This window comes from Caulobacter sp. GW821-FHT05F04 (assembly GCF_059419665.1).
In genome coordinates, this window is sequence record NZ_JBWKSF010000008.1 from 247,177 (window position 1) to 270,043 (window position 22,867).

Annotated in this window: 24 protein-coding genes; 5 read left to right on the forward strand and 19 right to left on the reverse strand. The window is 67.7% G+C overall.

What is annotated here, in order from left to right:
- Positions 1-11 precede the first annotated feature (11 nt).
- A complete protein-coding gene (locus AC07R7_RS20590; protein ID WP_062099718.1) occupies positions 12-398 on the forward strand; it encodes a copper-binding protein in 387 nt (128 codons plus the stop codon).
- Between the two features lie 60 nt (positions 399-458).
- On the opposite strand, the gene AC07R7_RS20595 is transcribed toward AC07R7_RS20590, so the two are convergent.
- Positions 459-911 (reverse strand): MerR family transcriptional regulator, encoded by a 453-nt coding sequence (locus AC07R7_RS20595; RefSeq protein ID WP_062099719.1) that lies wholly within the window; start codon positions 909-911, stop codon positions 459-461.
- 148 nt (positions 912-1,059) lie between these two features.
- On the opposite strand from AC07R7_RS20595, the gene AC07R7_RS20600 reads away from it, so the two are divergent.
- The 4 genes from AC07R7_RS20600 to AC07R7_RS20615 all read left to right on the forward strand — a co-directional run bounded on the left by AC07R7_RS20600 (position 1,060) and on the right by AC07R7_RS20615 (position 3,084).
- Positions 1,060-1,407 carry an MFS transporter permease gene (locus tag AC07R7_RS20600; protein WP_231737590.1) on the forward strand — a complete coding sequence of 116 codons (348 nt, stop codon included), beginning with the start codon at positions 1,060-1,062 and terminating at the stop codon, positions 1,405-1,407.
- Positions 1,404-1,625, forward strand: a complete 222-nt coding sequence (locus tag AC07R7_RS20605) for a GDCCVxC domain-containing (seleno)protein (RefSeq protein ID WP_082749784.1) — start codon at positions 1,404-1,406, stop codon at positions 1,623-1,625. Before AC07R7_RS20600 ends, AC07R7_RS20605 begins: the two co-directional genes overlap by 4 nt.
- A gap of 413 nt (positions 1,626-2,038) precedes the next feature.
- The gene (locus tag AC07R7_RS20610; protein WP_137803452.1) at positions 2,039-2,443 is read left to right on the forward strand and encodes a hypothetical protein; all 405 of its coding nucleotides are present in this window, start codon (positions 2,039-2,041) and stop codon (positions 2,441-2,443) included.
- A 203-nt stretch (positions 2,444-2,646) separates the two neighbouring features.
- The gene (locus tag AC07R7_RS20615; RefSeq protein ID WP_062099722.1) at positions 2,647-3,084 is read left to right on the forward strand and encodes a type IV pilus assembly protein FimV; all 438 of its coding nucleotides are present in this window, start codon (positions 2,647-2,649) and stop codon (positions 3,082-3,084) included.
- Between the two features lie 8 nt (positions 3,085-3,092).
- Here the strand turns inward: AC07R7_RS20615 and AC07R7_RS20620 are convergent, their stop codons facing one another.
- The 18 genes from AC07R7_RS20620 to AC07R7_RS20705 form a co-directional block, all read right to left on the reverse strand.
- A complete protein-coding gene (locus AC07R7_RS20620) occupies positions 3,093-4,142 on the reverse strand; it encodes an acyltransferase family protein (RefSeq protein WP_062099723.1) in 1,050 nt (349 codons plus the stop codon).
- Between the two features lie 73 nt (positions 4,143-4,215).
- Positions 4,216-4,392 (reverse strand): hypothetical protein, encoded by a 177-nt coding sequence (locus AC07R7_RS20625; protein WP_156447825.1) that lies wholly within the window; start codon positions 4,390-4,392, stop codon positions 4,216-4,218.
- Between the two features lie 53 nt (positions 4,393-4,445).
- Positions 4,446-4,796, reverse strand: coding sequence for a DUF190 domain-containing protein (locus AC07R7_RS20630; protein ID WP_062099724.1), 351 nt, complete (start codon positions 4,794-4,796; stop codon positions 4,446-4,448).
- 73 nt (positions 4,797-4,869) lie between these two features.
- Positions 4,870-5,760 carry a cation diffusion facilitator family transporter gene (locus AC07R7_RS20635; protein WP_062099725.1) on the reverse strand — a complete coding sequence of 297 codons (891 nt, stop codon included), beginning with the start codon at positions 5,758-5,760 and terminating at the stop codon, positions 4,870-4,872.
- 102 nt (positions 5,761-5,862) lie between these two features.
- On the reverse strand, positions 5,863-6,282 hold the full coding sequence (gene flgC / locus AC07R7_RS20640) for a flagellar basal body rod protein FlgC (RefSeq protein WP_062099726.1): 420 nt from the start codon (positions 6,280-6,282) through the stop codon (positions 5,863-5,865).
- A gap of 71 nt (positions 6,283-6,353) precedes the next feature.
- Positions 6,354-9,572: an efflux RND transporter permease subunit gene (locus AC07R7_RS20645; RefSeq protein ID WP_099538407.1), complete on the reverse strand. Its 3,219-nt coding sequence runs from the start codon at positions 9,570-9,572 to the stop codon at positions 6,354-6,356.
- Positions 9,569-9,988, reverse strand: coding sequence for a hypothetical protein (locus AC07R7_RS20650; protein ID WP_062099738.1), 420 nt, complete (start codon positions 9,986-9,988; stop codon positions 9,569-9,571). Before AC07R7_RS20650 ends, AC07R7_RS20645 begins: the two co-directional genes overlap by 4 nt.
- Entirely contained in the window at positions 9,978-11,156 is a 1,179-nt protein-coding gene (locus AC07R7_RS20655) for an efflux RND transporter periplasmic adaptor subunit (RefSeq protein WP_062099737.1), read from the reverse strand. Before AC07R7_RS20655 ends, AC07R7_RS20650 begins: the two co-directional genes overlap by 11 nt.
- 11 nt (positions 11,157-11,167) lie before the next feature.
- The gene (locus AC07R7_RS20660) at positions 11,168-12,400 is read right to left on the reverse strand and encodes a TolC family protein (protein WP_066683571.1); all 1,233 of its coding nucleotides are present in this window, start codon (positions 12,398-12,400) and stop codon (positions 11,168-11,170) included.
- A gap of 59 nt (positions 12,401-12,459) precedes the next feature.
- Positions 12,460-12,825, reverse strand: a complete 366-nt coding sequence (locus AC07R7_RS20665) for a hypothetical protein (RefSeq protein WP_062095847.1) — start codon at positions 12,823-12,825, stop codon at positions 12,460-12,462.
- 84 nt (positions 12,826-12,909) lie between these two features.
- Positions 12,910-13,374 carry an SRPBCC family protein gene (locus AC07R7_RS20670; RefSeq protein WP_062095849.1) on the reverse strand — a complete coding sequence of 155 codons (465 nt, stop codon included), beginning with the start codon at positions 13,372-13,374 and terminating at the stop codon, positions 12,910-12,912.
- Positions 13,371-13,823 carry a hypothetical protein gene (locus AC07R7_RS20675; protein ID WP_137803453.1) on the reverse strand — a complete coding sequence of 151 codons (453 nt, stop codon included), beginning with the start codon at positions 13,821-13,823 and terminating at the stop codon, positions 13,371-13,373. Before AC07R7_RS20675 ends, AC07R7_RS20670 begins: the two co-directional genes overlap by 4 nt.
- Before the next feature lie 136 nt (positions 13,824-13,959).
- Positions 13,960-15,984 (reverse strand): heavy metal translocating P-type ATPase, encoded by a 2,025-nt coding sequence (locus AC07R7_RS20680; RefSeq protein WP_062095850.1) that lies wholly within the window; start codon positions 15,982-15,984, stop codon positions 13,960-13,962.
- Positions 15,985-15,995: 11 nt separating this feature from the next.
- On the reverse strand, positions 15,996-16,346 hold the full coding sequence (locus AC07R7_RS20685; RefSeq protein ID WP_004616671.1) for a DUF190 domain-containing protein: 351 nt from the start codon (positions 16,344-16,346) through the stop codon (positions 15,996-15,998).
- 111 nt (positions 16,347-16,457) lie between these two features.
- A complete protein-coding gene (locus tag AC07R7_RS20690) occupies positions 16,458-19,703 on the reverse strand; it encodes an efflux RND transporter permease subunit (RefSeq protein WP_494636430.1) in 3,246 nt (1,081 codons plus the stop codon).
- Between the two features lie 32 nt (positions 19,704-19,735).
- Complete coding sequence (locus tag AC07R7_RS20695; RefSeq protein WP_099538406.1) at positions 19,736-20,902, reverse strand: efflux RND transporter periplasmic adaptor subunit; 1,167 nt, start codon at positions 20,900-20,902, stop codon at positions 19,736-19,738.
- Positions 20,902-22,164, reverse strand: coding sequence for a TolC family protein (locus tag AC07R7_RS20700; protein WP_062097155.1), 1,263 nt, complete (start codon positions 22,162-22,164; stop codon positions 20,902-20,904). The genes AC07R7_RS20695 and AC07R7_RS20700 overlap by 1 nt, the downstream gene beginning before the upstream one ends.
- A 61-nt stretch (positions 22,165-22,225) precedes the next feature.
- Positions 22,226-22,675 (reverse strand): hypothetical protein, encoded by a 450-nt coding sequence (locus AC07R7_RS20705; RefSeq protein WP_062093429.1) that lies wholly within the window; start codon positions 22,673-22,675, stop codon positions 22,226-22,228.
- Between the last annotated feature and the right edge of the window lie 192 nt (positions 22,676-22,867).

The window sequence follows — 22,867 nt, forward strand, 5'->3', positions numbered from 1 at the left end:
AGATTAACCCGATGAAGACCCTGTCCCTGACCCTGGCCGCCCTGCTAGCGACGACCAGCCTGGCCGCCTGCGGCCGCAAGGCCGAAGCGCCCGCGACGCCCGCCGCTCCAGCTCCCGCCGCCACTCCTGCTCCAGCGAGCAACGCGATGGCCGGCATGGACATGGCTCCGGCCGACAAGATGGCCAAGGGCGTCGGCGTCGTGAAGGCGATCGACAAGGCCGCCGGCACGATCACCCTCGACCACGAAGCCATCCCCCAGGCCGGCTGGCCGGCCATGACCATGGGCTTCAAGATTGCGCCGGCCCTGCTGGACGGCGTCGCGATCGGCGATCATGTCGCCTTCGACCTGAAGCTCCATGACGGCGCGGGCGAGGTGACCGCGATCAGCAAGCGATAGCGGCTTGGCCGGCGGGCGCGGATCGATGTTCGCGTCCGCCGATCCTGTCACCCGCCAAGGTCAGGGTCTCGCCCATGGCGCGGCGGAGATCGTGTCTTGCCCCGCGCCGCCGGCCTTCGCGCCAAGCGTCTGGATCAGCGGGCATCCTGGATCTTGCCCGGCCTCGCACGCTTTCACAGCGTCCGCCAAGACCCGTTCCATCCGCCGAAGGTCGGCGATCCGGGCACGCACGTCATGAAGGTGGGCCGCCGCCAGATCGCGAACTTCGGCGCAGGCGGCGGCTTCATCGGTCGCCAAGGTCAGCAAGGCGCGGACTTCATCCAACTTGAACCCCAGCTCCCGCGCTCTACGCACGAAGCTCAGCTGCTCGACGTCCCGGGTCTCATAGGTCCGGTAGCGTCCTCGGCGCAGGGGCGCGGAAATCAAGCCGATCCGCTCGTAGTAGCGGATCGTCTCGATGTTGCAGCCAGTACGACGAGCAAGTTCGCCGATCTGAATTGCCTGGCCAGCCATGGTTCGCGGTCTTCGATTAGGGCTTGAGTCTGTAGTCGCTACAGATGGCATCTTGGCGCGGATCGCAACAGCAGGTGATGGCGTGATGACAAGACGCGGGCTTGGGACACCGGGCGACGGAACGCCCCGGCGCATGACGGAGGCGGCCTTGAGCTGGACCGCGCTGACAGCGGCGGCCAGTGCGGTGCTGGCCTGGGCGGCTTGCTGCATTTTGCCGATGTCCCTGGCGCTGGCGGGCCTGGGCTTGGGCGGTCTTGGCTGGATCGCGGGTCAGCGCGCTTGGCTCACCCTTCTGGCGCTGGGCGCCATCGGCGCGGGCTGGGCCCTGACCTGGCGACGGGCGCGGAGGTGTCGGATCGACAACGCCTGCGCTGCCCCCTCGCGGCTGGAGGTGGGTCTGTTGGGCGCGGCCACCCTTCTCGTCGTCCTTGCCATGCTCTGGCAGCCGATCATCGAACCTTGGGCCCTGGGCCTGATCCGGAATGCGCGCCGATGAGCGATGTCCAGATCAAACCTCAGTCGACCCTGACCTGTCCGCAATGCGGCCACAAGGCCACCGAGACCATGCCTACCGACGCCTGTCAGTATTTCTACGACTGCCGAGGCTGTGGCGCGGTGCTGAAGCCCAAGCCGGGCGACTGCTGCGTCTACTGCTCCTACGGCGACGTTCCGTGCCCACCGATTCAGAAAAATTGCAGCGCGTGTTGCGGGTGAGTACTACAGCCCGCCTCACCTCGATCTAGCCGGCTTTAGATGAAATTGACCTCCAGTGGGCCGCCGCCTAGAGTACTTAGCCCTCGACACCTTCAAGGGTCATCGGGCCGGGGCGGTGCGGCAGCCTCAGGCGGCGGGATGGAGCCTAAATCGCTCGTTCCTGAACGTGCCGGACGTCTCGCGTATCCCGCCCTGGCCGAAAGCTGGGATCGACATCAGGTCCGACCAATGCCCATATCGGGAGCCACTATGTGAAGCAGTGGGTCAAAGACGGCCTCAGCCCGCGGGCAGCCCGGACCGCTGTCCGAAACGGATAGCTGAACACACTCGCAACCGGCCTGCAGCGTTGAAGATATCGGCCGAAAGCGCAAGAGTGTCGGCATTGCAGCTAGCGGGGGACCGTGGGGGTTGGCGTGTTAGGGCAGCTTCGTCAGGTGGTGGTGGCCATGGCCGCCCTGCTAATGGCGGTGCTCGCCCTGCTGATGCCGGTCGACCGGACCCATCTTGACGCCGACCTCTTCGGGGCCGCGCCCTCCACGATCGCTGAGGACCCGGAGCGCCCCGTCGGTAGGACAGACGATCGCGTCTCGGCGCCGTCGACGCCGACCGATCTCCAGACCTCAGAATCGCCCGCCTCGGGCGCCCATCAGCACCATGCCGATGGCCCCTCCCTCTTTGGGTCGACCGCCCATGCGATCGAACCCACGGTCTCGCTCGCCATGGTCGTCCGGTTCCACCTGACGAACGACCGCAGCACGGGCCTGACCAGCAACCCGCAAGACCGTCCGCCCAAACCCGATCTCGAATCCATCGCCTAGACCGCGCGGCCACGGCCGCGCCCTCCGTGTTCGAGGAATTCCATGTCTCAGAAATCTATCGGCCGCATGCCGCGGCTCTGCGCGTCGGTGCGCGCCGGCCCCCTCCTGTCCTACCCGTCACTAGCCGGAAGCAACGCCTCGTGACCCCGATCCACGATCTGACGCTCTATGCCGCCGCCCACCCCTGAGCCCTGACCGCCGCCGTGCTGTTGGTTTTCATCGCCCTAGTCGCGGTACTGATCTTGGTCTGGATGCACCGGTTCGAGGGGGTGCTGGCGCTCTACCACGACGGCGATGGCGGAGACCCCCATTGCATCTATCTCGACAATGGGGCCATTCGGCTGGAGATCATTCGCCGCCGGGCGGCCTGGAACTTCCGCGTAACCCCGCTCCTGGGAAGCCTCCAAGCCGACCAAGTCGTCGTCGCCACGCTGCGCGCCGACGGCCTTGGACTGAGGTTCGTTTTCGACCGACGGAACGGTCGGCTGGAGTCGACCGCCAAGGTCCGCGAGCCCCTAACGTTCGTGGCGCACGTGTCGATCACCCGCGGCTCCACGGTCAGCGAGTTCGTCGTCCTGTTTGACGGGACCGAGAAGGACGGCGCGCTCGTCAGGCCGGCTGATGGGGCTCGGGCCGCCTGACGAACGGATCATGGCGGCGTAGCCAGCCGCGCGCGGGACGCTCCACGCCATGATAGACCGCAACGGAGACGAACATGCAGAAGACCAGGACACCGCCCCAGGCCACCCACGCCCAGCCGCCGACCGGCCGCACGAAGCGATCGAGCAGCTCGAAATAGGCGATGTCGACCGGTAGGTGGGTCATGTAGACGGCGTAGGAGACCTCGCCCAGATAGACCATCAGCGGCGCCGGCCAGGACGCCGCCCCGCCCGGCCTTCGCCGTCTCGGCGGTGCAGTAGATGAGCGCCGCCAGACCCAGCCAGGTCCAGCGATCGGCCAGGCCCAGCGTCGCGGCCACGACGATCCAGACCACGGCGACGCCCATGCCCGTGTGCGCCACCAGCGTGGGCGGCGCGCGGGTCGAACCGAGCCTATGGAGCGCCACGCCCATGGCGAAGGACGGGATGATCCGCAGCACGCCGCCGTGCGCGGTCAGCCTGGTCAGCGATCCGCCGTAGGCCTGAACGATGGCGTCGAGCGAAAAGAACAGGGTTGCCGCCAGGACGACCGCCACGATCGGACGTCGGCGCAGGGTCAACGACGCCAGGGCGAAGGCGGGGAAAGTCAGGTAGGCGAACCACTCGGCCGAGATCGACCAGGAGGGAAAATTCCACTGCACGGTCGGCGTCGCCCACCAGGCGTGGACCAGTAGTAGATGTTGGGGGATGGCGGCCGGATCGAAGGCCGCGGCCTCGAACCGGGCGCCGGCCCAGCGCCCCAGCCCCCACAGCATGATGGTCGCGCCGAGAGTCAGAAGGTGGACCGGATAGAGCCGCGCCAGGCGCGCCCAGAGAAACGAGCTGTAGGGGAAGCGACCTTCCGCCCAGGCGCGCACATAGACGTGGGACAGGATGAAGCCCGACAGGATGAAGAACAGGTCCACCCCAAGGTAGCCCTTGTCGATCATGCCGACCTGCTCGAGGTCGAGGCCGAGCCGGTTTCGGAAGTGATAAACGAGCACCCATCCGGCCGCGACGATGCGCAAGCCCGTCAAGGATTTGAGGTCAGCTGGATACATGTCGTCCCCCGACGGCGACGGGATGGCACCCGAGCGTCCCCGAACGCGGGTGGCGCTCCTGGTGCCGCGCGCCCTAGCCTTCGCCGATCATCCCGCCGTCGCGGCGGGTCTCGGTTTCACTTTCGACGCCTTCGACATTGCCGCGATAGACGCCGCCCTCGTCGATCATGCCGCCCTCTTCGGGGGGCGAACGATCGGATGGCGGCGCGGGCTGGGGATCTGGCTTGAGCGGGGATTTTGGATCGGTCATCTTCGGCTCCTCGACATAGACCCTTGCGGGTCGGGGCTAGCTTGATCGCGGCCTCAGGCGGGCGGCGCGCTGTGATGACGGTGGCCGCTATAGGCGACGACCTGGACCTTGCCCAGGGTCGCCAGACCGACATCGGCCGCCACTTCGAGCGTCGCGGCCAAAGCGTCGAGCTTGGACCGGGTATCGACCATCTCGACGATCAGGTGCTGTTCAGGCGCCAGGTCGCGGGCCTTGGCGCCATGCAGCACCGCCTCGCCGAAGGCCTCCTCGATGCGCAGCACCGCCGCGCCAGCGATGTCCATGGCGCGGGCGCGCTCGATCAGCACCGCGTCATAGGCCACGCCGTTCAAGGTCGCCTCGGCGTCGAGATAGATCCTCAGGATGTGCAGGTCGTCTTGGGCCACGGGTCACCTCACTCTCTAAAATCCTGGCGCGCCCCGGAACGCGGACGCGCCTTACGCTCATTCAGCCGGCCGCCTAGGCGTGCCGATCTTCCTCCGCGCACTCCACGACCTCGGTCTGGATCGTGACGTGATGCAGGTCGAAGTCGGTCTCCAGCCGCGCAGCGATGGCCTTGCGGACATCCTCACCCACTGCCCCGTCGGCCAGCACGACATGGACGGTGCAGACGGCCTGGTCGGCGCCGGTGGTCCACAGGTGCAGCTCATGGACGCTGGCGACGCCGAGCATCTCGGTGATGGCCTTGCGCACGCCGGCCAAGGCCATGCCCGGAGGGGCGCCTTCCAGCAGGATGCGGGAGGTGTCCTTCAGCAGGATCCAGGTGCGCGGCAGCACCCAGAGGCCGATGCCGATGGCGACGATCGGGTCGACGAAGCGCCATCCCGTGAACTTGATGACGACGGCGCCGACGATCACGCCCAGCGAGCCGAGCATGTCGGCCCAGACCTCCAGATAGGCGCCCTTGACGTTGAGACTCTTGTCTTTGTGGCTGCTGAGCAGGCGCATGGAGACCAGGTTGATGACCAGGCCCAGCACCGCGACGATGAACATCCCCACCGACCCGACCGGCTCGGGATTGACGATGCGCTTGACGCCCTCGACCAGCACGTAGATGGCCACGCCGAACAGCAGGATGGCGTTGAAGGCCGCGGCGAGGATTTCAAAGCGCCGATAGCCGAACGTGAATTCCTCGGTCGCCTTTTTCTGACCGACGCGGATGGCGGCCAGAGCGATGGCGAGGGCGGCGGCGTCGGTGAACATGTGCGCCGCGTCCGACAGCAGCGCCAAGCTGTTGAAGGCGATGCCGGCGACGACCTCGGCGATCAGAAACGTCGAGGTCAGCGCCAAGGCGATCGCGAGCCTGCGGCCATTGGCCTGGCTCGCGCCGTGATCGTGTCCCGCTCCCATCGAAAACGTCTCCCTTTCCCGTGCGCCGAGACGCGCCTGCCAAGTTTGAGGGATCAACGCACGAAACCGATCAATTGTGGGCGTCGCGCGTGATCCGATGGTCTATTTCTTATCGAGAATGGAAAGGGTGGCCTTCTCCATCGCGTCCTGGGTGTCCAGGACGTTGAGATTGGCCTCGTAGGCTTTCATGGCCTGCTTGAGGTCGAGGCTCTCGGCCAGGCTGTTGACGTTGGGCAACAGCACGTAACCGGCGGCGTTGGCCGCCGGGTGGCCAGGGTCATAGGCTTGCGGGAATGGCTTGGGATCGGCCTTCACCCCGCTCAGCACCACGCCCTCGTCGCCGCCCATGGGCTCGACCTTGAAGACGGGAATCTGGCGTCGATAGGGCTCGCCGCCGGGAGTTCTGGCGGTCGAGTTGGCGTTGGCGATGTTCTCGGCCAGGATCTGGATACGCTTCTTCTGGGCCTGCAGCCCCGACACGGCGATGGCCGTGCTTCCCCCTTCGATCGACGACTTGGTCATGGACTGTCTCCGGACTTGGGTTTGAAGAAAAAGACGGCGCGCCGAGACCTGCTCGGCGCGCCGCCCTTGGCTCAGCTGTGTTCAGGACTCCGGATTTCGGCCTTGCGCAGGACGAACCGGCAGATGGCCGGCAGCACGAACAGGGTCAGGGCCGTGGCCGTGATCAGGCCGCCGATGACGACGGTGGCCAGCGGGCGCTGGACCTCCGCGCCGGTGCCCGTCGCCAGCGCCATGGGCACGAAGCCCAGGGACGCGACGAGGCCGGTCATCATCACCGGCCGCAGGCGTTCCATGGCCCCGTCGATGATCGCCTTCTCCAGCGCCATGCCGGTGGCCAGGCGCTGTCGGATGGCCGTCATCATCACCAGGCCGTTCAGCACCGCCACGCCCGAGAGCGCGATGAAGCCGACGGCGGCCGAGACCGAGAACGGGATGCCCCGCAGCGCCAGGCCAAACACCCCACCGGCCAAGGCCAGCGGAATGGCCGAGAACACGGCCGCGGCCGGCGCGATGCCACCCAAGGCCATATAGAGCAGGCCGAAGATCAGCAGGAAGCAGAGCGGGACCACGAGCGCCAGGCGGCCTTGGGCAGCCTTAAGGTTCTCGTACTGACCACCCCAGACCAGCCAGGAGCCGGCCGGCAGCTTGACCTGCGCATCGACCTTCTGCTGGGCCTGCGTGACGAACGAGCCCAGGTCCGCGCCGCGAACATTGGACTGGACGACGACGCGACGCTTGCCGTTCTCGCGGCTGACCTGGTTGAGGCCTTCCGAATAGGAGAACTTGGCCACGTCGCGCAGCGGCACAGATGCGCGGGCCCCGCCACCGGCCCGTTCCGGCAGCATCACCGGCAGGGCGCCGACGGCGTCCAGGTCGTTGCGGCTGGCGTCCGGCAGGCGGACCACCACGTCGAAGCGGCGGTCGCCCTGGAAGACCAGGCCGGCCTCGCGACCGCCCATGGCCACGGCCAGGGTGTCGGCGACCTCTTCGACCGTCAGGCCCAGGCGGCCGATGGCGTCGCGGTCGAGCTGAACGTCGAGGGTCGGGAAGCCAGAGGTCTGCTCGACCTTGACGTCCGCCGCGCCCTTCACCGTCCGCAGGACCGTGGCGATCTCCTCGGCCGTTCGGCTCATGGCATCGAGATCGTCGCCATAGACCTTGATGGCCACATCGCCGCGCACACCGGCGATCAGCTCGTTGAAGCGCATCTGGATCGGCTGGCTGAACTCGTAGGCGTTGCCCGTCAGGCCTTCCAGCTTGCTCTCGATACGGCCGATCAGCTCGGCCTTGGTCTCACCCTTGTTGGGCCATTCCTTCTGGGGTTTGAGGATAATGAAGGCGTCCGAGGCGTTGGGCGGCATGGGGTCGCTGGCGACCTCGGCCGTGCCGGTCTTGGAGTAGACGAAGGCCACTTCGGGGAAGCCTGCCACGACGCGCTCGATCCGCCGCTGCATGCGCAGAGACTGTTCCAGCGAGGTCGACGGGATGCGCAGGGCCTGGACGGCCATGTCCTTCTCGTCGAGCTGAGGCGTGAACTCCCGGCCCAGGAACCCGAAGGTCACTGCGGCGACGACGAAGATGCCGGCCGCCGCGCCAATCACAGGCCAGGGCTTGGCCACGACCTTGCGCAGGGCCGGTTCGTAGCGGGACTTGGTCCAACGGACCGGCGCGACTTCCTTCTCGGCCACCTTGCCGTTGATCAAGATGGCGATCATGGCCGGGATGAAGGTCAGCGACAGCACGAAGGCGCCGGCCAGGGCCAGCATCACGGTGATGGCCATCGGCGAGAAGGTCTTGCCCTCGACACCGGTGAAGGTCAGCAGCGGGGCGTAGACCAACAGGATGATCGCCTGGCCATAGACGGTGGGCGAGATCATCTCGCGGGCGGCTTCACGGGTTTCGCCAAGACGCTCCGACAGGGTCAGGAGACGGCCCTCGTGGTGCTGGCGCTCGGCCAGGCGCCGCAGGGCGTTCTCGACGATGATGACGGCGCCGTCGACGATCAGGCCAAAGTCCAGCGCGCCCAGGCTCATCAGATTGCCCGAGACGCCAAGCTTGTTCATGCCGATCGCGGTGATCAGCATCGACAGCGGGATGACCAGGGCCGTGATCAGGGCGGCGCGGAAGTTACCCAGCAGCAGGAACAGCACCACGATGACCAGCAGCGCGCCTTCGGTCAGGTTCTTCTCGACCGTCTTGATGGTCGCGCCGACCAGCTTGGAGCGGTCGTAGACCACCTGGACCTTGATGCCGGGCGGCAGGCTCTTGGTGACCTCGGCCAGCTTCTCGGCCGAGGCGCCGGCCACGGTGCGGCTGTTTTCGCCGGTCAGCATCAGGACGGTGCCGACCACGACCTCCTCGCCATTCTCCGAGGCCGCGCCGGTGCGCAAGGCGCCGCCGAGCTTGACCACGGCGACGTCGCGGACGCGGATCGAAACGCCTTCGCGCGCGGCGACCGTGGCGTTGGCGATCTCGTCGACCGTGCGCACGCGGGCGTCGGCGCGGACGAGGAAGGCTTCCCCGCCCTTCTCGACGAAGTTGGCGCCGACCGCGAGGTTAGCCGCCTCCAGGGCCTTGGCCAGGTCGTTGAACGACACGCCCAGCGAGGCCATGCGCACAGCGTCCGGCTGGACGATGAACTGCTTTTCGAAGCCGCCGATGGAGTCGACGCCGGCCACGCCCGCGACCGAACGCATCTGGGGCCGCACGATCCAGTCTTGCACTTCGCGCAGGAAGGCCGCCTGGGCTGTGGAATCCGACAGTCGCTCGCCCGTAGAGGTCAGGTAGGTTCCATCGCTTTGCCAACCGGGGGCGCCGTCGGTGACCTTGGCGCCCTTCCCGCCCGGATGCTCGTAGGCCACGGTCCACATCAGGACCTCGCCGAGACCCGACGAGATTGGGCCCATGGCCGGTTCGGCGCCGGCGGGCAGACTTTGGCGCACCTGGGTCAGGCGCTCGGCCACCTGCTGGCGGGCGAAGTAGATGTCGGTCTTTTCCTTGAAGACGATGGTGACCTGGGAAAAGCCGTTGCGTGAGATCGAGCGGGTCGACTCCAGACCGGGGATGCCGGCCATGGCCGTCTCCACCGGGAAGGTGACGAGCTTTTCCACCTCGGCCGGGGCCAGGGTCCCCGAGACGGTGTTGATCTGCACCTGCTTGTTGGTGATGTCGGGCACTGCGTCGATCGGCAGGCGCACGAGGTTGTAGACGCCCAGGGCCGCGACCAGCGTGACCAGAGCGATGACCGCCCAGCGGAAGCGAACGGAAAGGTCGAGGATGCGGCCGATCATCGGGCCACCTCGCCGGTTTCCATGGCGTGTGGTTTGGCGGCGTAGCGGACCTGCAGCCTGGTCACCGACGCCCGCTGCACCAGCGGCAAGGTCGCCTCGTAGCGAGCCGGTTCGCGATCCATGCGCTGGGGACTGAGCGCGGCCAGGCGTGTGGGCACGGTGATGGCCCAGTGACCGTCAGGATCGTAGGCGCTGATGTCGAGGTGAGCGGTGACAGGTGGCAGGCTTGCACCAGACGCGCGCCGGATCAGGCCAAAGACACGCAGACCGCTTGCGGTGTCGCGCGCCGAGGCAGTGATGATCTCGACCTCCCGACCGCCGAGGCGGTCGATGGTCACGCTATCCTTGGCCACGGCGGCCGAGGCGGTGAAGCTCGCGGCCAGGGCGGCCACGGCGAGGATGACCTTAGTCCTCATGGCTCGCCTCCCCCTTGCCGAGTTCGGCCTTGAGCAGGAAGGCGCCTTTGCCGGCGATCTGCTCGCCGGCGCGCACGCCCGAGAGGATCTCGACGTGACCGCCGCCGCGGCGGCCCACCCGGACCGGGCGCGGCTCGAAGCCCTCCTTGGTGCGGACGAAGACGACCTCCGCGCCATTGACCGTCTGGACGGCTTCATCGGGTGCGGAGATGCGACCCTCTGGGCCGGCGGCCGGACCGCGCGGGGTGATCCGCGCGCGCAGGGCCTGGCCGGGTGTCAACATCGGAGCGCGGCCGCTGACGGCCAGCACGGCGGTAGCCGAGCGGTTCTCGGCGTCCAAGGCTGGCGTGATGCTGCGCACCGTGGCGTTCACCGAGCCGCTGGCGGTCTCCAGGATGGCCGTGTCGCCTGGCTTGACGCGCTGGGCGTCGGCGACCGGCAGGGCCGCCTGGATCTCGATGCGGCCCGGGTCGGCGACGCGGAAGAGTTCGGAACCGGCCGTGACATAGGCGCCGAGCGTGGCGCTAGCGGCGGTGATCCGGCCGGAGATCGGGCTGGTGACCGCCAACGTACGACCGTTGCCGCTGACGCCGGCGGCGGCGCTGGCGCCGCTGGCGCGGCGCAACTCCGACTCGGCGATGGCCGCCTCGCGCTGGGCGGCTTCGAGGTCCTGGCGAGCGGTGATCTTGGCGTCGAACAGGCGCTGCTCGCGGACCAGGGCCTGGCGGGCGGCAGCGGCCTTGGCGGCCGCGGTGCTACGGTCGGCGCTGATGGCCGCGGCGTCGCGGCTTTCTATGGCGGCGATCACTTCACCGGCGGCGACGGGGTCCCCCAGGCGCTTGTTGATGCGGACGATAGCCCCGTCGGCGCGGGCCGCCAGGATCGCCGCGCCGTTGGGCGTGGCCACCACGGTGGCCTGGGCCGAAACGGCGGCGTCGAGGCCGCCGCCGGTGAGGGTCAACAGTTGGATGCCATCGGAGACGATGCGATCGGCGGTCATGCCCACGTGGGGCTTTTCGCCGGCGTGGTCTTCCTTGGCCTCGGCCGCGGGGGCGTCCTTGGCCGGCGAAGACAGCAGGGACTTGCCGACCAGCGCGCCGACGCCAGCGGCCAGCAGGCTACTGACCGCCACGGCCGTCAGCAGGGTCTTTCGATCGTTGGATTTCATGGTGAGCTTTCCTATTGGGCGGCGGCGCGTTCGAGCGCGGCCAGCGCCTTGGCGCGGTCGAGACGCGCGGCGATGAGTTCGGTGCGGGCGGTCGTCAGGGCGGCTTGCGCGTCTAGGACTTCGAGCAGCGAGAATTTCCCCGCCTCGAAGCCGCCTCGCGCCAGGTCGACGGCGGTCTGGGCCTGGGGCACGACCTTGCTGTCGAGCACTTCCAGCCTGGCGGTGGCGGCGCGCAATGCCGCCTCCCCGTCCCGAACGGCCCGAACCGAGCGCGCCAGGGCCAGGCGTTCGCGCGCCTCGGCCGCGGTGGCGTCCGCGCGGGCGGCCGCGACGGTACCCTGGTTGCGGTTGGAGATTGGGATCGGGGCGGTAAAGCCGACGATCATCGCCGAGTCCCCGGTCTGCTCGAACCGCCGAACCCCGGCCTGGACGGTGAGGTCCGGACGACCAGCGGCGCGTTCGCGATCGATCACCGCCCGGGCGGTCTCCAGCTGGGCGCGCGCTTGGCGCACATCCAGGGTTTCGCCGGGATCGATCGTGGCCATCACCGGCGTCGCCGGCTGCGGGGACCGCACCAGCTCGATGGTCTCGGCCGCATCGCCCCAGAGGGTTACTAGAGCGCGGCGCGCGGCTGCGGCCTCGGCCTCGGCGGCAATGACGGCGGCGGCGGCCTCACGGCTGGCCGCCTCAGCCCGCAACGCCCGCAGGGGCGGCTCGCGACCGGCTTCGACCAACGTGCCGGCGACCTTGGAAAGGCCTTCGGCGCGGGTGGCCGTCTCTCGGGCCAGGGCCAGACGATCCTGCGCCGCGAGGGCTTCGGCATAACGGACGCTGACTTCTTGGGTGAGGTCGGCCTTGGCGATGACGAAGCCGATCCGGGCGGCGTCGACCTCGGCGTTGGCGGCGGCGGCGCGGGTGCGACGCTTGCCGCCCAGCTCCAGGCGCTGGCTGATGGTGGCCGTGGTTTCGGCTGCGCCGAAGCGGCCATAGGGGCCCGAACCGGCGAAGTTCTCCGATTGGAGGCCGGCTTCAGGGTTTGGCATCAGGTCGGCTTGGCGAGCGCGGCCCTCAGCCGCTTTCACCGAGGCTTCGGCTGCCGTGACAAGCGGTGACTGGGTCTGGGCGCGCATGATAGCGGCGTCCAGGGTGAGCGGCTCAGCGAGCGCGCGCGAAAGCGCGCCGCTGCCGGCAAGCGCCAGGACCGCGCCGAAAATGGCGGCGGACCGAGCATAGCGGGAATGCATGAGAGGTCCCTATGTGAGAACTGACGAAGGCGATTACGCGCGCGAGGGCGCGGCCAGGGTCAGGCTCGAGGGGGCTCGTTGGGGCCGTCCGGCATGCGCGAGAGCGGCATGTGGGGCGGCGCTGGAGTCAGGCGGATGCGCGTGACGGAGACGTAGGTCTGCCCGGCCGTGGCGAGCCCGATCAGCGACGGAGAATGATGGCAATGGCCAATCCCGCAGACCTCGCCGTCGGCCAGGTCTGCGGGATCCTGGTCATTGGCCTGGGCAAAGGTCGTGGCCTCGGCGACGGCGCTCGTCTTCTTGCTCGACAGGGAGTCGGCCGAGCATAAGCCTGAACGCAATGATGGCGCAGCTACGGCGAGCACCAGCAGGCACGCTAGAAGCGCTCCCGTCCAGGTTTTCAGCCATGTCGCCACATCGAACATGTAAGGGCCTATAGCGTCCGTGATGCGTCGAGGAAATACGTTACAAGATACACTTGGCGTGGCGCATCAGCGCGGCAGTGAGAGTTAGATCCGAGTTCGCGGACGGGCCCGTGTCACCGCTCGCAGCGGCGTGCTGGTGGTCACGTATTTCGAAAGAGCGTCCAGGCGGAAGCTATAGATTCTGATCAACTTTTCGCGCTCGGCCTTAAACTTGAACTGCAGCGCCGCTAGGCCGGTTATCTTGTTGGTGTGGCGAAGCAGCGTGCCGCGCGCGCTGCGCTCCAGGTGGAAGTATTCATACGATCGCGCGAAGAATGGACCGGACTGGAAGGCGATCTCCTCGCCTGGCGCCATGCCAATGACCCGAGCCCTGACCCTCAGACGCTTTTCCGGATTGGAGCCGATACGGATGTAGACGCTGGCGCCCCGAATGGGGACGCCGTCGATTTCCCAATGAGGATGCCAACGCGGGTAGCCACCGAACTCCGACAAGGTTCGCCAGACCTTAGTGGGGGGGGCGGCGATATCGATCTCAGATTCAATGATCATGGGCGGCCTTTCGTCGCCATCTCGCTTGAGCTCGATGCAGCCGAGACAGGCTGCGGGCACGGACGGTTGGTGGAAAGCGTACAGACCCGAAACTGCTCGCCTGACATGACCGGGCCGGGGGTCGGCAGGTCGAAGAAAATGCAATGGCGCTCGCGCCCACGCAGGCCCCACAGGACACGCGTCGCCGTGCTGATGACGTTTCCACCCGCGTCAAGACGATCCGCTCGGATGATCCGCGGCGAGGATCCTATGGACCGTCGACAGATCGCGCCATGGAAACGGACCCCCTCACCTTCGGCGATGGCGCGGACCGACTCAAGTGCGAAGCCCCGCTGAGTGTTGAGCACGATGGGCTTTTCGATCGTGTCTGCAGTAGCCCCGCCCGAAAAGGCCAGGATCAGAAGCCCAATTCCTTTTCCGCCTAGGTGGCGCAAGTGTTGTCGGTTCATGTTCGATGCTCCAGGCCGATCGCCAAAACCCCAATCGACATGACGAGCAGAAGCATCGCCGCAGCCAGGGCCATTATCGCACGGCGGGCCGATCGGCGGGCCCAGTCCGACGCTTCGGTGCGAGGTTCTTCGCCATTCATGCCTGGCGGTCCTTGTAGGCGAGCAACCGCAGCGCGTTGGCCACCACCAGAAGGGTCGAGCCCTCGTGGAAGATCACCGCCTCGCCGATCTTCAGGCCAAACAGGGTCGCTGGGATCAGCACCGCGACCATGCCCAGGCTGACCCACAGGTTCTGGCGGATGATGGCGCTGGTCTTGCGGCTAAGGCCCACGGCGAACGGCAGATGGGTCAGGTCATCGGCCATCAGCGCGACGTCGGCGGTTTCCAGCGCCACGTCCGAGCCGGCCGCGCCCATGGCGATGCCGACGGTGGCGTTGGCCATGGCCGGGGCGTCATTGACCCCGTCGCCGACCATCGCGGCCTTGCCGTAGTGCTGGCGCAGGGCCTTGATGGTCTCGACCTTGTCCTCCGGCATCAGGCCGCCGCGGGCTTCGTCGAGACCCAGATCACGGGCGATCGCATCGGCGACCGACTGGTTGTCGCCCGACAGCATGATCATGCGGGTGATCCCCAGCGAGCGAAGGCGAACGATAACGTCGCGGGCCGCGGGGCGGGCGGTGTCCATCAGGCCCAGCACGCCGAGAAAACGATCACCGTAGCGGACGACGACCACTGTCCGGCCGCGCGCTTCAAGGCGCTTGGCATCGCTCCAGACCGATACGGGCAGGTCTTTCTGGTCGCCTTCGAATAGGCCCGGCTTGCCGATCACGACGTCCTTGCCATCGACCTGGGCCTGGATGCCCTGCCCTGTCAGGCTCTTGACGTTGGTGGCTTCACGATGGGCCTGGCCGATCAGCTTGGCCTCCCCGTCGCGCACCACGGCGGCCGCCAGCGGGTGGTCGCTGAGCGCCTCGACGGCCACGGCGATGGCGAGCAGCTCGGCCTCATCGACGCCTTCGGCAGGGACGATATCGGTCAGCTTGGGCTTGCCCTCGGTTAGGGTGCCGGTCTTGTCGAAGGCCAGAGCGGTCAGCGTTCCGAGATTTTCCAGGGGACCGCCGCCCTTGACCAGGACGCCGCCGCGCCCTGCCCGGGCCACGCCACTGAGCACGGCGCTGGGCACCGAAATGGCCAGGGCGCAGGGGCTAGCGGCTACCAGGACCGCCATGGCGCGGTAGAAGCTGCGGCTGAACGGCTCGTCGAGCACCAGGAAGGCCAGCATCAGGGTCGCGACCAGCACCAGCACGGCCGGCACGAAGACCTTCTCGAACCGGTCGGTAAAGCGCTGGGTGGGCGAACGCTGGGCCTCGGCCTCGGCGACCATGCGCACGACGCGGGCCAGGGTGCTCTCGCCGGCCTTGCGGGCCACGCGGATGTCGAGCGCGCCCGCGCCATTGATGGTGCCGGCGAAGACCCGGTACTCGGCGCTGGCCTTGGCGAAGTCGAGGTCGCGATCGGCGCTGGCGCGCTTGTCGACCGGCACGCTTTCGCCGGTGACCGGGGCCTGGTTGACGCTGCTGTCGCCGGCTACGACGACGCCGTCGGCGGCGATGCGCTCGTTGGGCCGCACCAGGATGATGTCGCCGATCTCCAGGGCCTCGACGGCGACGTCCTCTGTCTTGCCGTCGCGGCGAACCGTGGCCCGCTCGGGGGCCAGCTTGGCCAGGGCTTCGATCGCCCGGCGGGCCCGGCCCATGGCGTAATGCTCCAGGGAATGACCCATGCTGAATAGGAAGAGGAGAAGCGCGCCTTCCGCCCATTGCCCCAGGGCCGCGGCCCCGGCGGCGGCCACCAGCATCAAGGTATCGATCTCGAACTTGCGCTTGCGCAGGTTTTCGATCGCCTCGGTCAGGGTGAACCAACCGCCGAACACGTAGGCGGCCATATAGAAGGCCAGCGGGATCCAGCCATCGGCCTTGAGGCTGATGAGCCAGCCGACCAGCAGGGTCGCGCCGCACAGCAGGGCGAAGATCAGTTCGGTTCGCTCGCCGAAAAGCCCACCATGGGCGTGGCCGTGGCCGCCCTCCCCTTCACCGTGCTTGTGGTCGTCATTCGGGCCATGATCGTGGCCCTTATGATCGTGCGCAGACTTGCTGGTCATAATGCTCGCTCCTACCGGTGCGGCTCGACGTGATGGCCGCCGTAGCGAAGGACCTCGACCTTCTCGAAGGTGACCAGGCCGATGTCCTTGAGGTCGTCGAGCTTGGTCAGGAACTCGCGCAGGCGGGCTTCCTCATCGACGAACTCGATGACCACGGGCAGGTTGTCGTTGAAGTCGAGCGGGCGCGGCTCGTGCATGCGTGCGGATTCACCGAACCCCTTGCGGCCGCGCAGGACCGTGGCGCCGGCCAGACGCGCGGTCTGGGCGCGCTGGACGATGACGTCCATCAGGGAGCGATCGCCGACCAGGGCGTTTTCGTCGGTGTAGATGCGGAGCAGGACGGCTTGTCCGGGGGTTTGCATAGGCGTCTCCTCTTGATGATTACGGCCCGTGAGAGCTGTTCGCTCGGGACGGTTGAAGGTGATGCGCCGGCGCGACGCTGTGGGGGCTGAGGGGCCGCGCCGGCGCCCCGGCTAGTGCGTCGTGCTCAAATCCGACGCGGCCGGTCCCTCGTCTGGGGTCTTCCGACCAGACCCCAGTTGGAGGATGAGTTTGGCGATGGCGGGCAGGACCAGCAGGGTCACGGCGGTGGCCGTGATCAGGCCGCCGATGACCACCATGGCCAGGGGCTTTTGGACCTCGGCGCCGGTGCCGCTGGCCAGGGCCATCGGGATGAAGCCGATGGCCGGCACCAGGCCCGTCATCAGGACCGGGCGGAAGCGTTCGACCGAGCCCTCATAGATCGCCTGGGCGACGGGCACGCCGGCGTCGAGCCGCTCTCGGACGCTGGTCATAACGACCAGGCCGTTGAGGACGGCCACGCCGGCCAGCACGATGAAGCCGACCGCGGCTGAGATCGAGAACGTGATCCCGGTCAGGGCCAGGGCGAACACGCCGCCGGATAGTCCCAGCGGAATGGCCGCGAACACCGAGGCTGCCGGCCCGAAACCGCCCAGCGCCATGTAGAGCACCAGGAAGATCAGCGCGAAGCACAGCGGCACGACGATCGACAGGCGCTGGGTGGCGGCCTTCAGGTTCTCGAACTGGCCGCCCCAGGTCAGCCAGTAGCCGGTCGGCAGCTGGACGGCGTCGACCTTGCTGCGGGCTTCGGTGACGAACGAGCCGATGTCGCGGCCACGAACGTTGACCTGGATAACCACCCGGCGCTTGCCGTCTTCGCGGCTGATCTGGTTCAGACCATCCGATAAGCGGAACTGCACCAGCTCCCGCAGCGGCACCGACCGTTGCAGGCCGTTCTCGCCGGCCGGCAGCATGACCGGTAGAGCGCCCAGGGCATCGAGGTCGTTGCGCTGGGTCATCGGCACGCGGACGGTGATGTCGAAGCGGCGATCACCCTCGAAGACGTCGCCGGCCTGGCGACCGCCCATGGCCGTGGCCACGGTGTCGGCCACCTGGTCGATGCTGAGCCCAAAGCGGGCGATGGCGGCGCGGTCGAACTTGACGTCCAGGGTCGGGGCCCCGCCGACCTGTTCGACACGGACACCCTCGGCGCCTTGGATCGACTGCAGGACCGCGCCGATCTTGGCGGCCGTGGCGCTCATCTTGTCCAGATCGTCGCCGTAGAGCTTGATGGCGACGTCGCCACGCACGCCGGCGATCAGCTCGTTGAAGCGCATCTGGATCGGCTGGGTGACTTCGAAGCTGTTGCCCAGCAACGGCGAGACCTTGCCCTCGATGCGCTCGACGACCTTGGCCTTGTTGGCGACGTCCTTGGGCCACTCCTTCTGGGGCTTCAGGATAATGAAGCCGTCCGAGGCGTTGGGCGGCATCGGGTCGGTGGCGACCTCGGCCGTGCCGGTCTTGGAGAACATCATCTCCACTTCGGGCAGGGACGAGACGCTCTTTTCGACCTGGCGCTGCATGGTCAGCGACTGTTCCAGGGCCGTCGACGGGATCTTCAGCGAGCCCATGGCGACGTTCTTTTCGTCGAGCTGCGGGATGAACTCCTGGCCCAGCGTCGTGTAGACCACGCCAGCGACCAGGAAGAGCGCCACCGCGCCGCCGATGAACGGCCAGGGGCGATCGACCACGCGCTTGAGGACGGGTTCATAGCGCTGCCGGGAGACAGCGATCAGCTTGACCTCTTTTTCCGAGACCTTGCCGCGCATCAGGATGGCGACAAGGGCCGGGACGAAGGTCAGCGACAGGATGAAGGCTGCGCCCAGGGCCAGCATGATGGTGATGGCCATCGGCGAGAAGGTCTTGCCTTCCACGCCGGTGAAGGTCAGCAGCGGAGCGAAGACCAGGAAGATGATCGCCTGGCCGAAGACGGTCGGACGGATCATTTCCTGGGCCGCGCGAAGCACGGTCTCCAGGCGTTCGGGCAGACGCAGCAGCCGGCCTTCGTGGTGCTGGCGCTCGGCCAGCCGTAGCAGACAGTTTTCGATAATGATGACGGTGCCGTCGACGATCAGGCCGAAGTCCAGCGCCCCCAGGCTCATCAGGTTGCCCGGCACCTTCAGCTCGTTCATGCCGATGGCCATCATCACGAAGGACAGCGGGATGATCAGCACGGCGATGAAGGCGGCGCGGACGTTGCCGAGCAGCAGGAAGAGGGTCGCGGCGACCAGGATGGCGCCTTCGGTCAGGTTGCGTTCGACGGTCTTGATGGTGGCGTTGACCAGCACCGATCGGTCGAGCGCGGTGGTGATGACCACGCCGTTCGGCAAGGCCTTGCGAACATCGACCAGCTTGTCGCCGACCGACTTGGCCACCGAGCGGCTGTTCTCGCCGATCAGCATCAGGGCGGTGCCGACGACCACTTCTTCGCCGTTCTTGCTGGCCGCGCCGGTGCGCAGGTCGCCGCCGACCCGCACGGTGGCGACGTCCTTGACGGCGACGGGTACGGTGCGACGGGTGGCGATGATGGCGTTCTGGATCTCGTCGAGCGTGCGAACCCGCGCGTCGGCCCGGACCAGATAGGCCTCGCCGGCGCGCTGGATGAAGTTGGCCCCGACCGAGAGGTTGGCCCCTTCCAGGGCCTTGGCCAGGTCGGTGTAGGAGACGCCGTAGGCCACGAGCTTGGCCGGGTCGGGTTCGACCACGTACTGCTTCTGGAAGCCGCCGATGGAGTCCACGCCGGCCACCCCCTTGACGGTGCGCAGTTGCGGACGAACGACCCAGTCCTGGATGGTGCGCAAGTACGCGCCCTGCGAGGTGGCGTCGGTGAGGCGCTCGCCTTCCGGCGTCAGATAGGCGCCGTCACTCTGCCAGCCGGTCTGGCCGTCACGCACCTTGGCGCCCTTGCCGCCCGGATTGGCGTACTCCACCGAGTACATGTAAACCTCGCCCAGACCCGTCGTGACGGGCCCGATCTGCGGCTGGATCCCAGCGGGCAGGCTGTCGCCGGCCTGGGTCAGACGCTCGGCCACCTGCTGGCGGGCGAAGTAGAGGTTGGTCTTCTCCGAGAAGATCGCGGTGACCTGCGAGAAGCCATTGCGCGAGATCGAGCGGGTGGTCTCCAGGCCCGGGATGCCGGCCAGGGCCGTTTCCACTGGGAAGGTCACCCGCTTTTCGATTTCGACCGGCGAAAGCGCGCCGGCCACGGTGTTGATCTGCACCTGTTTGTTGGTGATGTCGGGAACGGCGTCGATGGGCAACTTGGTCAGCTGCCATGTGCCGAGGGCGGCGATGATGACGGTGAGAAGCAGGACGTACCAACGCCCCTTCACCGACATCGAGAGTAAGCGACCGATCATTTCGGCGTGTCTCCGGACTAGCGGTTAGGGGTTCAGTCTTCTTCCGAGCTCTTGCCGAGCTCAGCCTTCAGCAAGAAGGCGTTCTTGACCGCTACGGTCTCGCCCCCCTTCAAGCCGTCGACGATGACCACCCGGCCGCCGCTGCGCTGGCCGACCAGAACGTGCTGCACGCGGAAGCCCTCCTTGGTCCGGACGAAGACGACGTCGTTCCCGTTCAGGTTCTGAACAGCCTCCTCGGAGACGACGATCCCGCTGGAGGTCGACTGGCGCGAGGTGATGCGGGCGCGGACCAACTGGCCCGGCTGCAGCGCGCCGGTTCCCCCGGTCAGGGTCAGGACCACCGTGGCGCTGCGGGTCTCCTCGTTGACGCCGGGGGTCACCGATCGCACGACGGCGGTGCGGGTCTCGCCGCTGGTCGTCTCGACGATCGCCTGGTCGCCGGGCTGGACCCTGCGGGCGTCCGCGGCGGTAACCGACGCGTCGACCTGGATCTTGGCCGGATCGGAGATACGGAAGAGTTCGGTCTCGGGGGCCACGAAGGCGCCCAGGCTGGCGGTCATGGCGGTGACGCGGCCGTTGATCGGGCTGATGACGGCGACATAGCCGCCCGACACCGCCGAGGCGCCGGCGGCCGTGGCCGCGCGACGGGCCTCGGCCTCGGCCACCGCGACTTCGGCCTGAGCCGTCTCGTAGTCCTGACGCGGGCTGACCTTCTGTTCGAAGAGGCGCTTTTCGCGGGCCAGGTTCTTGCGGGCCAGGTCGGCCCTGGCCGAAGCCACGCTGCGGTCGGCTGAGATCTGGGCGGCCTCGCGACTGGAGACCAGGGCCAGGGTCTCGCCGGCCCGCACGGGGTCGCCGAGGCGCTTGGTGATCCGGGTGATCGAACCGGCGGCGCGGGCGGTCAGAGCCGCCTCCCCACCGGGTTCGGCTTCGACCGTGGCCTGCGCGACGACCTCGGAAGCCAGGCCCCCGGTGTTGACCGTCTGCAGTTGGACGCCCGAGGCGGTGATGCGCTCGGGGCCCATCGACAGGCTCTGGGGTCCGGCCGCGGGAGCTGCCGCCGCCGGCTTTTCAGCGGTCGCGGTCTCGGCGGGTTTGCCGCCCGACATCTTGCCGACCGAGAAGGCGGCGATCGCCACGACCACCACGGCCGCGCCGGCCAGCAGCAACTGCCGGTTCGAGGAGTTGGACTTGCGCATCAGCGATCTCCGAAGAGGCGGCCTTGCAGGCGCGCCAGGTCGGCCTCGGCGCGAACGCGCGCCAATTGGGCCTGAATGGTTTGGTCACGCGCTTCGGCCAGGGACCGGCGCGCATTGATTAGTTCGACAAGGGGGGCCTTGCCGGACTCGTAGGCGATCCGCGTGAGGCGGAAGGCTTCGGCGGCGCTGGTTTCGCCCTGGCCGGCCGCGTCGGCGCGCGACTGGGCCGCGCCCAGCTGGAAGCGGGCCGTGCGGATGTCGGCCTCGGCGTCGAACCGCGCGGCATTGAGCCGAGCCTCGGCGGCCTGCAGCTCGCCTTGGGCGGCGGTGATGTTGCCGCGGTTCTGGTCGAAGACCGGGATCGGAAGCGACACGCCCGCGACCAAGGCCGTGGAGTCGTCGCCGCTGAACCGGCGAACGCCGGCCGAGACCGTGACGTCCGGCACAGCGCGGGTCCGCTCGATGCGCACGCGACGGGCGGCGGCTTCGCGATCGGCCTCGGCCGCCAGAACGGCGGGCGTCGACAGCGCGTCGATGTCGCCCGGCTGGCTCGTGACCTTGGGGTTGGTCAGCAGGCTGTCGCTGAGCGAGGTGTAGGGCGTGGTCGATCCGACGAGAGCGGTGAGCCGCGAGAAGGCGCCCGTCCGCTCGGCCCGCGCTTCTTCCAACGACGCGCGCGCGCCGGTGAGCGCGGCTTGCGCCTGGAGGGTTCGCAGTTCGGCCTCTTTGCCCGCGTCGACCAGAGCTCGGGAGGCGCGCAGGGTCTCGTCGGACAGCGTCACGGCCTCTTCGGCCAGGGCGACCCGGCGTTCGGCGGCTTCGGCCTGGGCGTAGGCGTCGGCCAGAGCGAAGGCGAAATCGGCCTTCGACTGGACCAGCCGCGCCCGTGCAGCATCGAGAGCCGCCCGACCGGCGGCGACCCGCGCGCCGCGCTTGCCCCCGACTTCGAGCGGCTGGCTCAGCGAAAAGGTCGTCTCGGCATTGTTCGCGCCGCTATAGACGCCGCTGCCGCTGAAGTTCTCGATCTCCATCCCGACGGTGGGATTGGGTCGAGCGCCAGCCTGACGAGCCAGGCCCTCGGCCTGGCGCACGCCGGCGGCGGCTTCGGCGAGCCTTGGGGCATTGGCTTGCGCCTGGGCGAGAAGGTCCTTGAAAGGCGGCGCCGGATCGGCCGCCGCGCCGCGAGCGGACGCCAACGCGCCGACAATCGCGACCACGCTCACGGCCGCGAAACGCAGCTGTCCACGCATGATGAGAGTCATGAAGATGTGTTCCTAGAGATTGAGACGCAAACGGTCCGCCTCCTCGGGCGGAAGGGTCGCGTCAGGCTCTAGGCGGACGTTCGAGCAGGACGGAACGATCGATGAGCAGGCCCACATCCGGCTCGGCCAGCCAAACGGCACGATGCTCAAACGCTATCATCTCGGGCGCGAAGGACACGGGCAAGCTTATGCCATGCGCCGAACAATGACCGGTGCAGGCCGTGAGCGTTCTCTTGATGGGGGTCTTCTGGTCGCCAGCGGTCTTGATCAATGCTGGCGCCTGGACGCTCGACATGACGATCTGGCTGGCGACCTGAGTTTCGGTCTCCAGCGCAGCGTGCTCAGCAGGTCCGCAGATGACGATGCCGAGGATGAACGTGCAGGTTACGAACAGCGCCCATGCCTTGCCGAAGCTGAATCGCGAGGACGGCGCGCGGCGCGAGCGCCACGTGTCGGCATATCTGCCGACTTGCCGACGAAGGGGCGCGATTCCAGCCATCGAAATCTGCAATACCTCCGCTCAGTCCAGATTGAAATGCGTTATATGATTACATGTTATAGTGTCACATTGCCGAGCGCTCCAATTACGGCAACAAACACCTGGCGAAGACTTCGCGATAACTGGGGCAAAGCGGAAAGCTACAGAAGCCCGTACCGCGTTGTCGCGCCATGATCGAATCTCTCTCGATGCCCTGCCCATCCC

What these genes read in the sequence shown, in the direction of transcription:
- AC07R7_RS20680 (WP_062095850.1), bottom strand. Translation starts at nt 15,984, where the DNA reads ATGACCAGCAAGTCTGCGCACGATCATAAGGGCCACGATCATGGCCCG.
- AC07R7_RS20605 (WP_082749784.1), top strand. Translation starts at nt 1,404, where the DNA reads ATGAGCGATGTCCAGATCAAACCTCAGTCGACCCTGACCTGTCCGCAA.
- AC07R7_RS20685 (WP_004616671.1), bottom strand. Translation starts at nt 16,346, where the DNA reads ATGCAAACCCCCGGACAAGCCGTCCTGCTCCGCATCTACACCGACGAA.
- AC07R7_RS20625 (WP_156447825.1), bottom strand. Translation starts at nt 4,392, where the DNA reads ATGACCGATCCAAAATCCCCGCTCAAGCCAGATCCCCAGCCCGCGCCG.
- AC07R7_RS20620 (WP_062099723.1), bottom strand. Translation starts at nt 4,142, where the DNA reads ATGTATCCAGCTGACCTCAAATCCTTGACGGGCTTGCGCATCGTCGCG.
- AC07R7_RS20700 (WP_062097155.1), bottom strand. Translation starts at nt 22,164, where the DNA reads ATGACTCTCATCATGCGTGGACAGCTGCGTTTCGCGGCCGTGAGCGTG.
- AC07R7_RS20660 (WP_066683571.1), bottom strand. Translation starts at nt 12,400, where the DNA reads ATGCATTCCCGCTATGCTCGGTCCGCCGCCATTTTCGGCGCGGTCCTG.
- AC07R7_RS20595 (WP_062099719.1), bottom strand. Translation starts at nt 911, where the DNA reads ATGGCTGGCCAGGCAATTCAGATCGGCGAACTTGCTCGTCGTACTGGC.
- AC07R7_RS20655 (WP_062099737.1), bottom strand. Translation starts at nt 11,156, where the DNA reads ATGAAATCCAACGATCGAAAGACCCTGCTGACGGCCGTGGCGGTCAGT.
- flgC (WP_062099726.1), bottom strand. Translation starts at nt 6,282, where the DNA reads ATGACCAAGTCGTCGATCGAAGGGGGAAGCACGGCCATCGCCGTGTCG.
- AC07R7_RS20635 (WP_062099725.1), bottom strand. Translation starts at nt 5,760, where the DNA reads ATGGGAGCGGGACACGATCACGGCGCGAGCCAGGCCAATGGCCGCAGG.
- AC07R7_RS20665 (WP_062095847.1), bottom strand. Translation starts at nt 12,825, where the DNA reads ATGTTCGATGTGGCGACATGGCTGAAAACCTGGACGGGAGCGCTTCTA.
- AC07R7_RS20690 (WP_494636430.1), bottom strand. Translation starts at nt 19,703, where the DNA reads ATGATCGGTCGCTTACTCTCGATGTCGGTGAAGGGGCGTTGGTACGTC.
- AC07R7_RS20590 (WP_062099718.1), top strand. Translation starts at nt 12, where the DNA reads ATGAAGACCCTGTCCCTGACCCTGGCCGCCCTGCTAGCGACGACCAGC.
- AC07R7_RS20675 (WP_137803453.1), bottom strand. Translation starts at nt 13,823, where the DNA reads ATGAACCGACAACACTTGCGCCACCTAGGCGGAAAAGGAATTGGGCTT.
- AC07R7_RS20645 (WP_099538407.1), bottom strand. Translation starts at nt 9,572, where the DNA reads ATGATCGGCCGCATCCTCGACCTTTCCGTTCGCTTCCGCTGGGCGGTC.
- AC07R7_RS20695 (WP_099538406.1), bottom strand. Translation starts at nt 20,902, where the DNA reads ATGCGCAAGTCCAACTCCTCGAACCGGCAGTTGCTGCTGGCCGGCGCG.
- AC07R7_RS20670 (WP_062095849.1), bottom strand. Translation starts at nt 13,374, where the DNA reads ATGATCATTGAATCTGAGATCGATATCGCCGCCCCCCCCACTAAGGTC.
- AC07R7_RS20650 (WP_062099738.1), bottom strand. Translation starts at nt 9,988, where the DNA reads ATGAGGACTAAGGTCATCCTCGCCGTGGCCGCCCTGGCCGCGAGCTTC.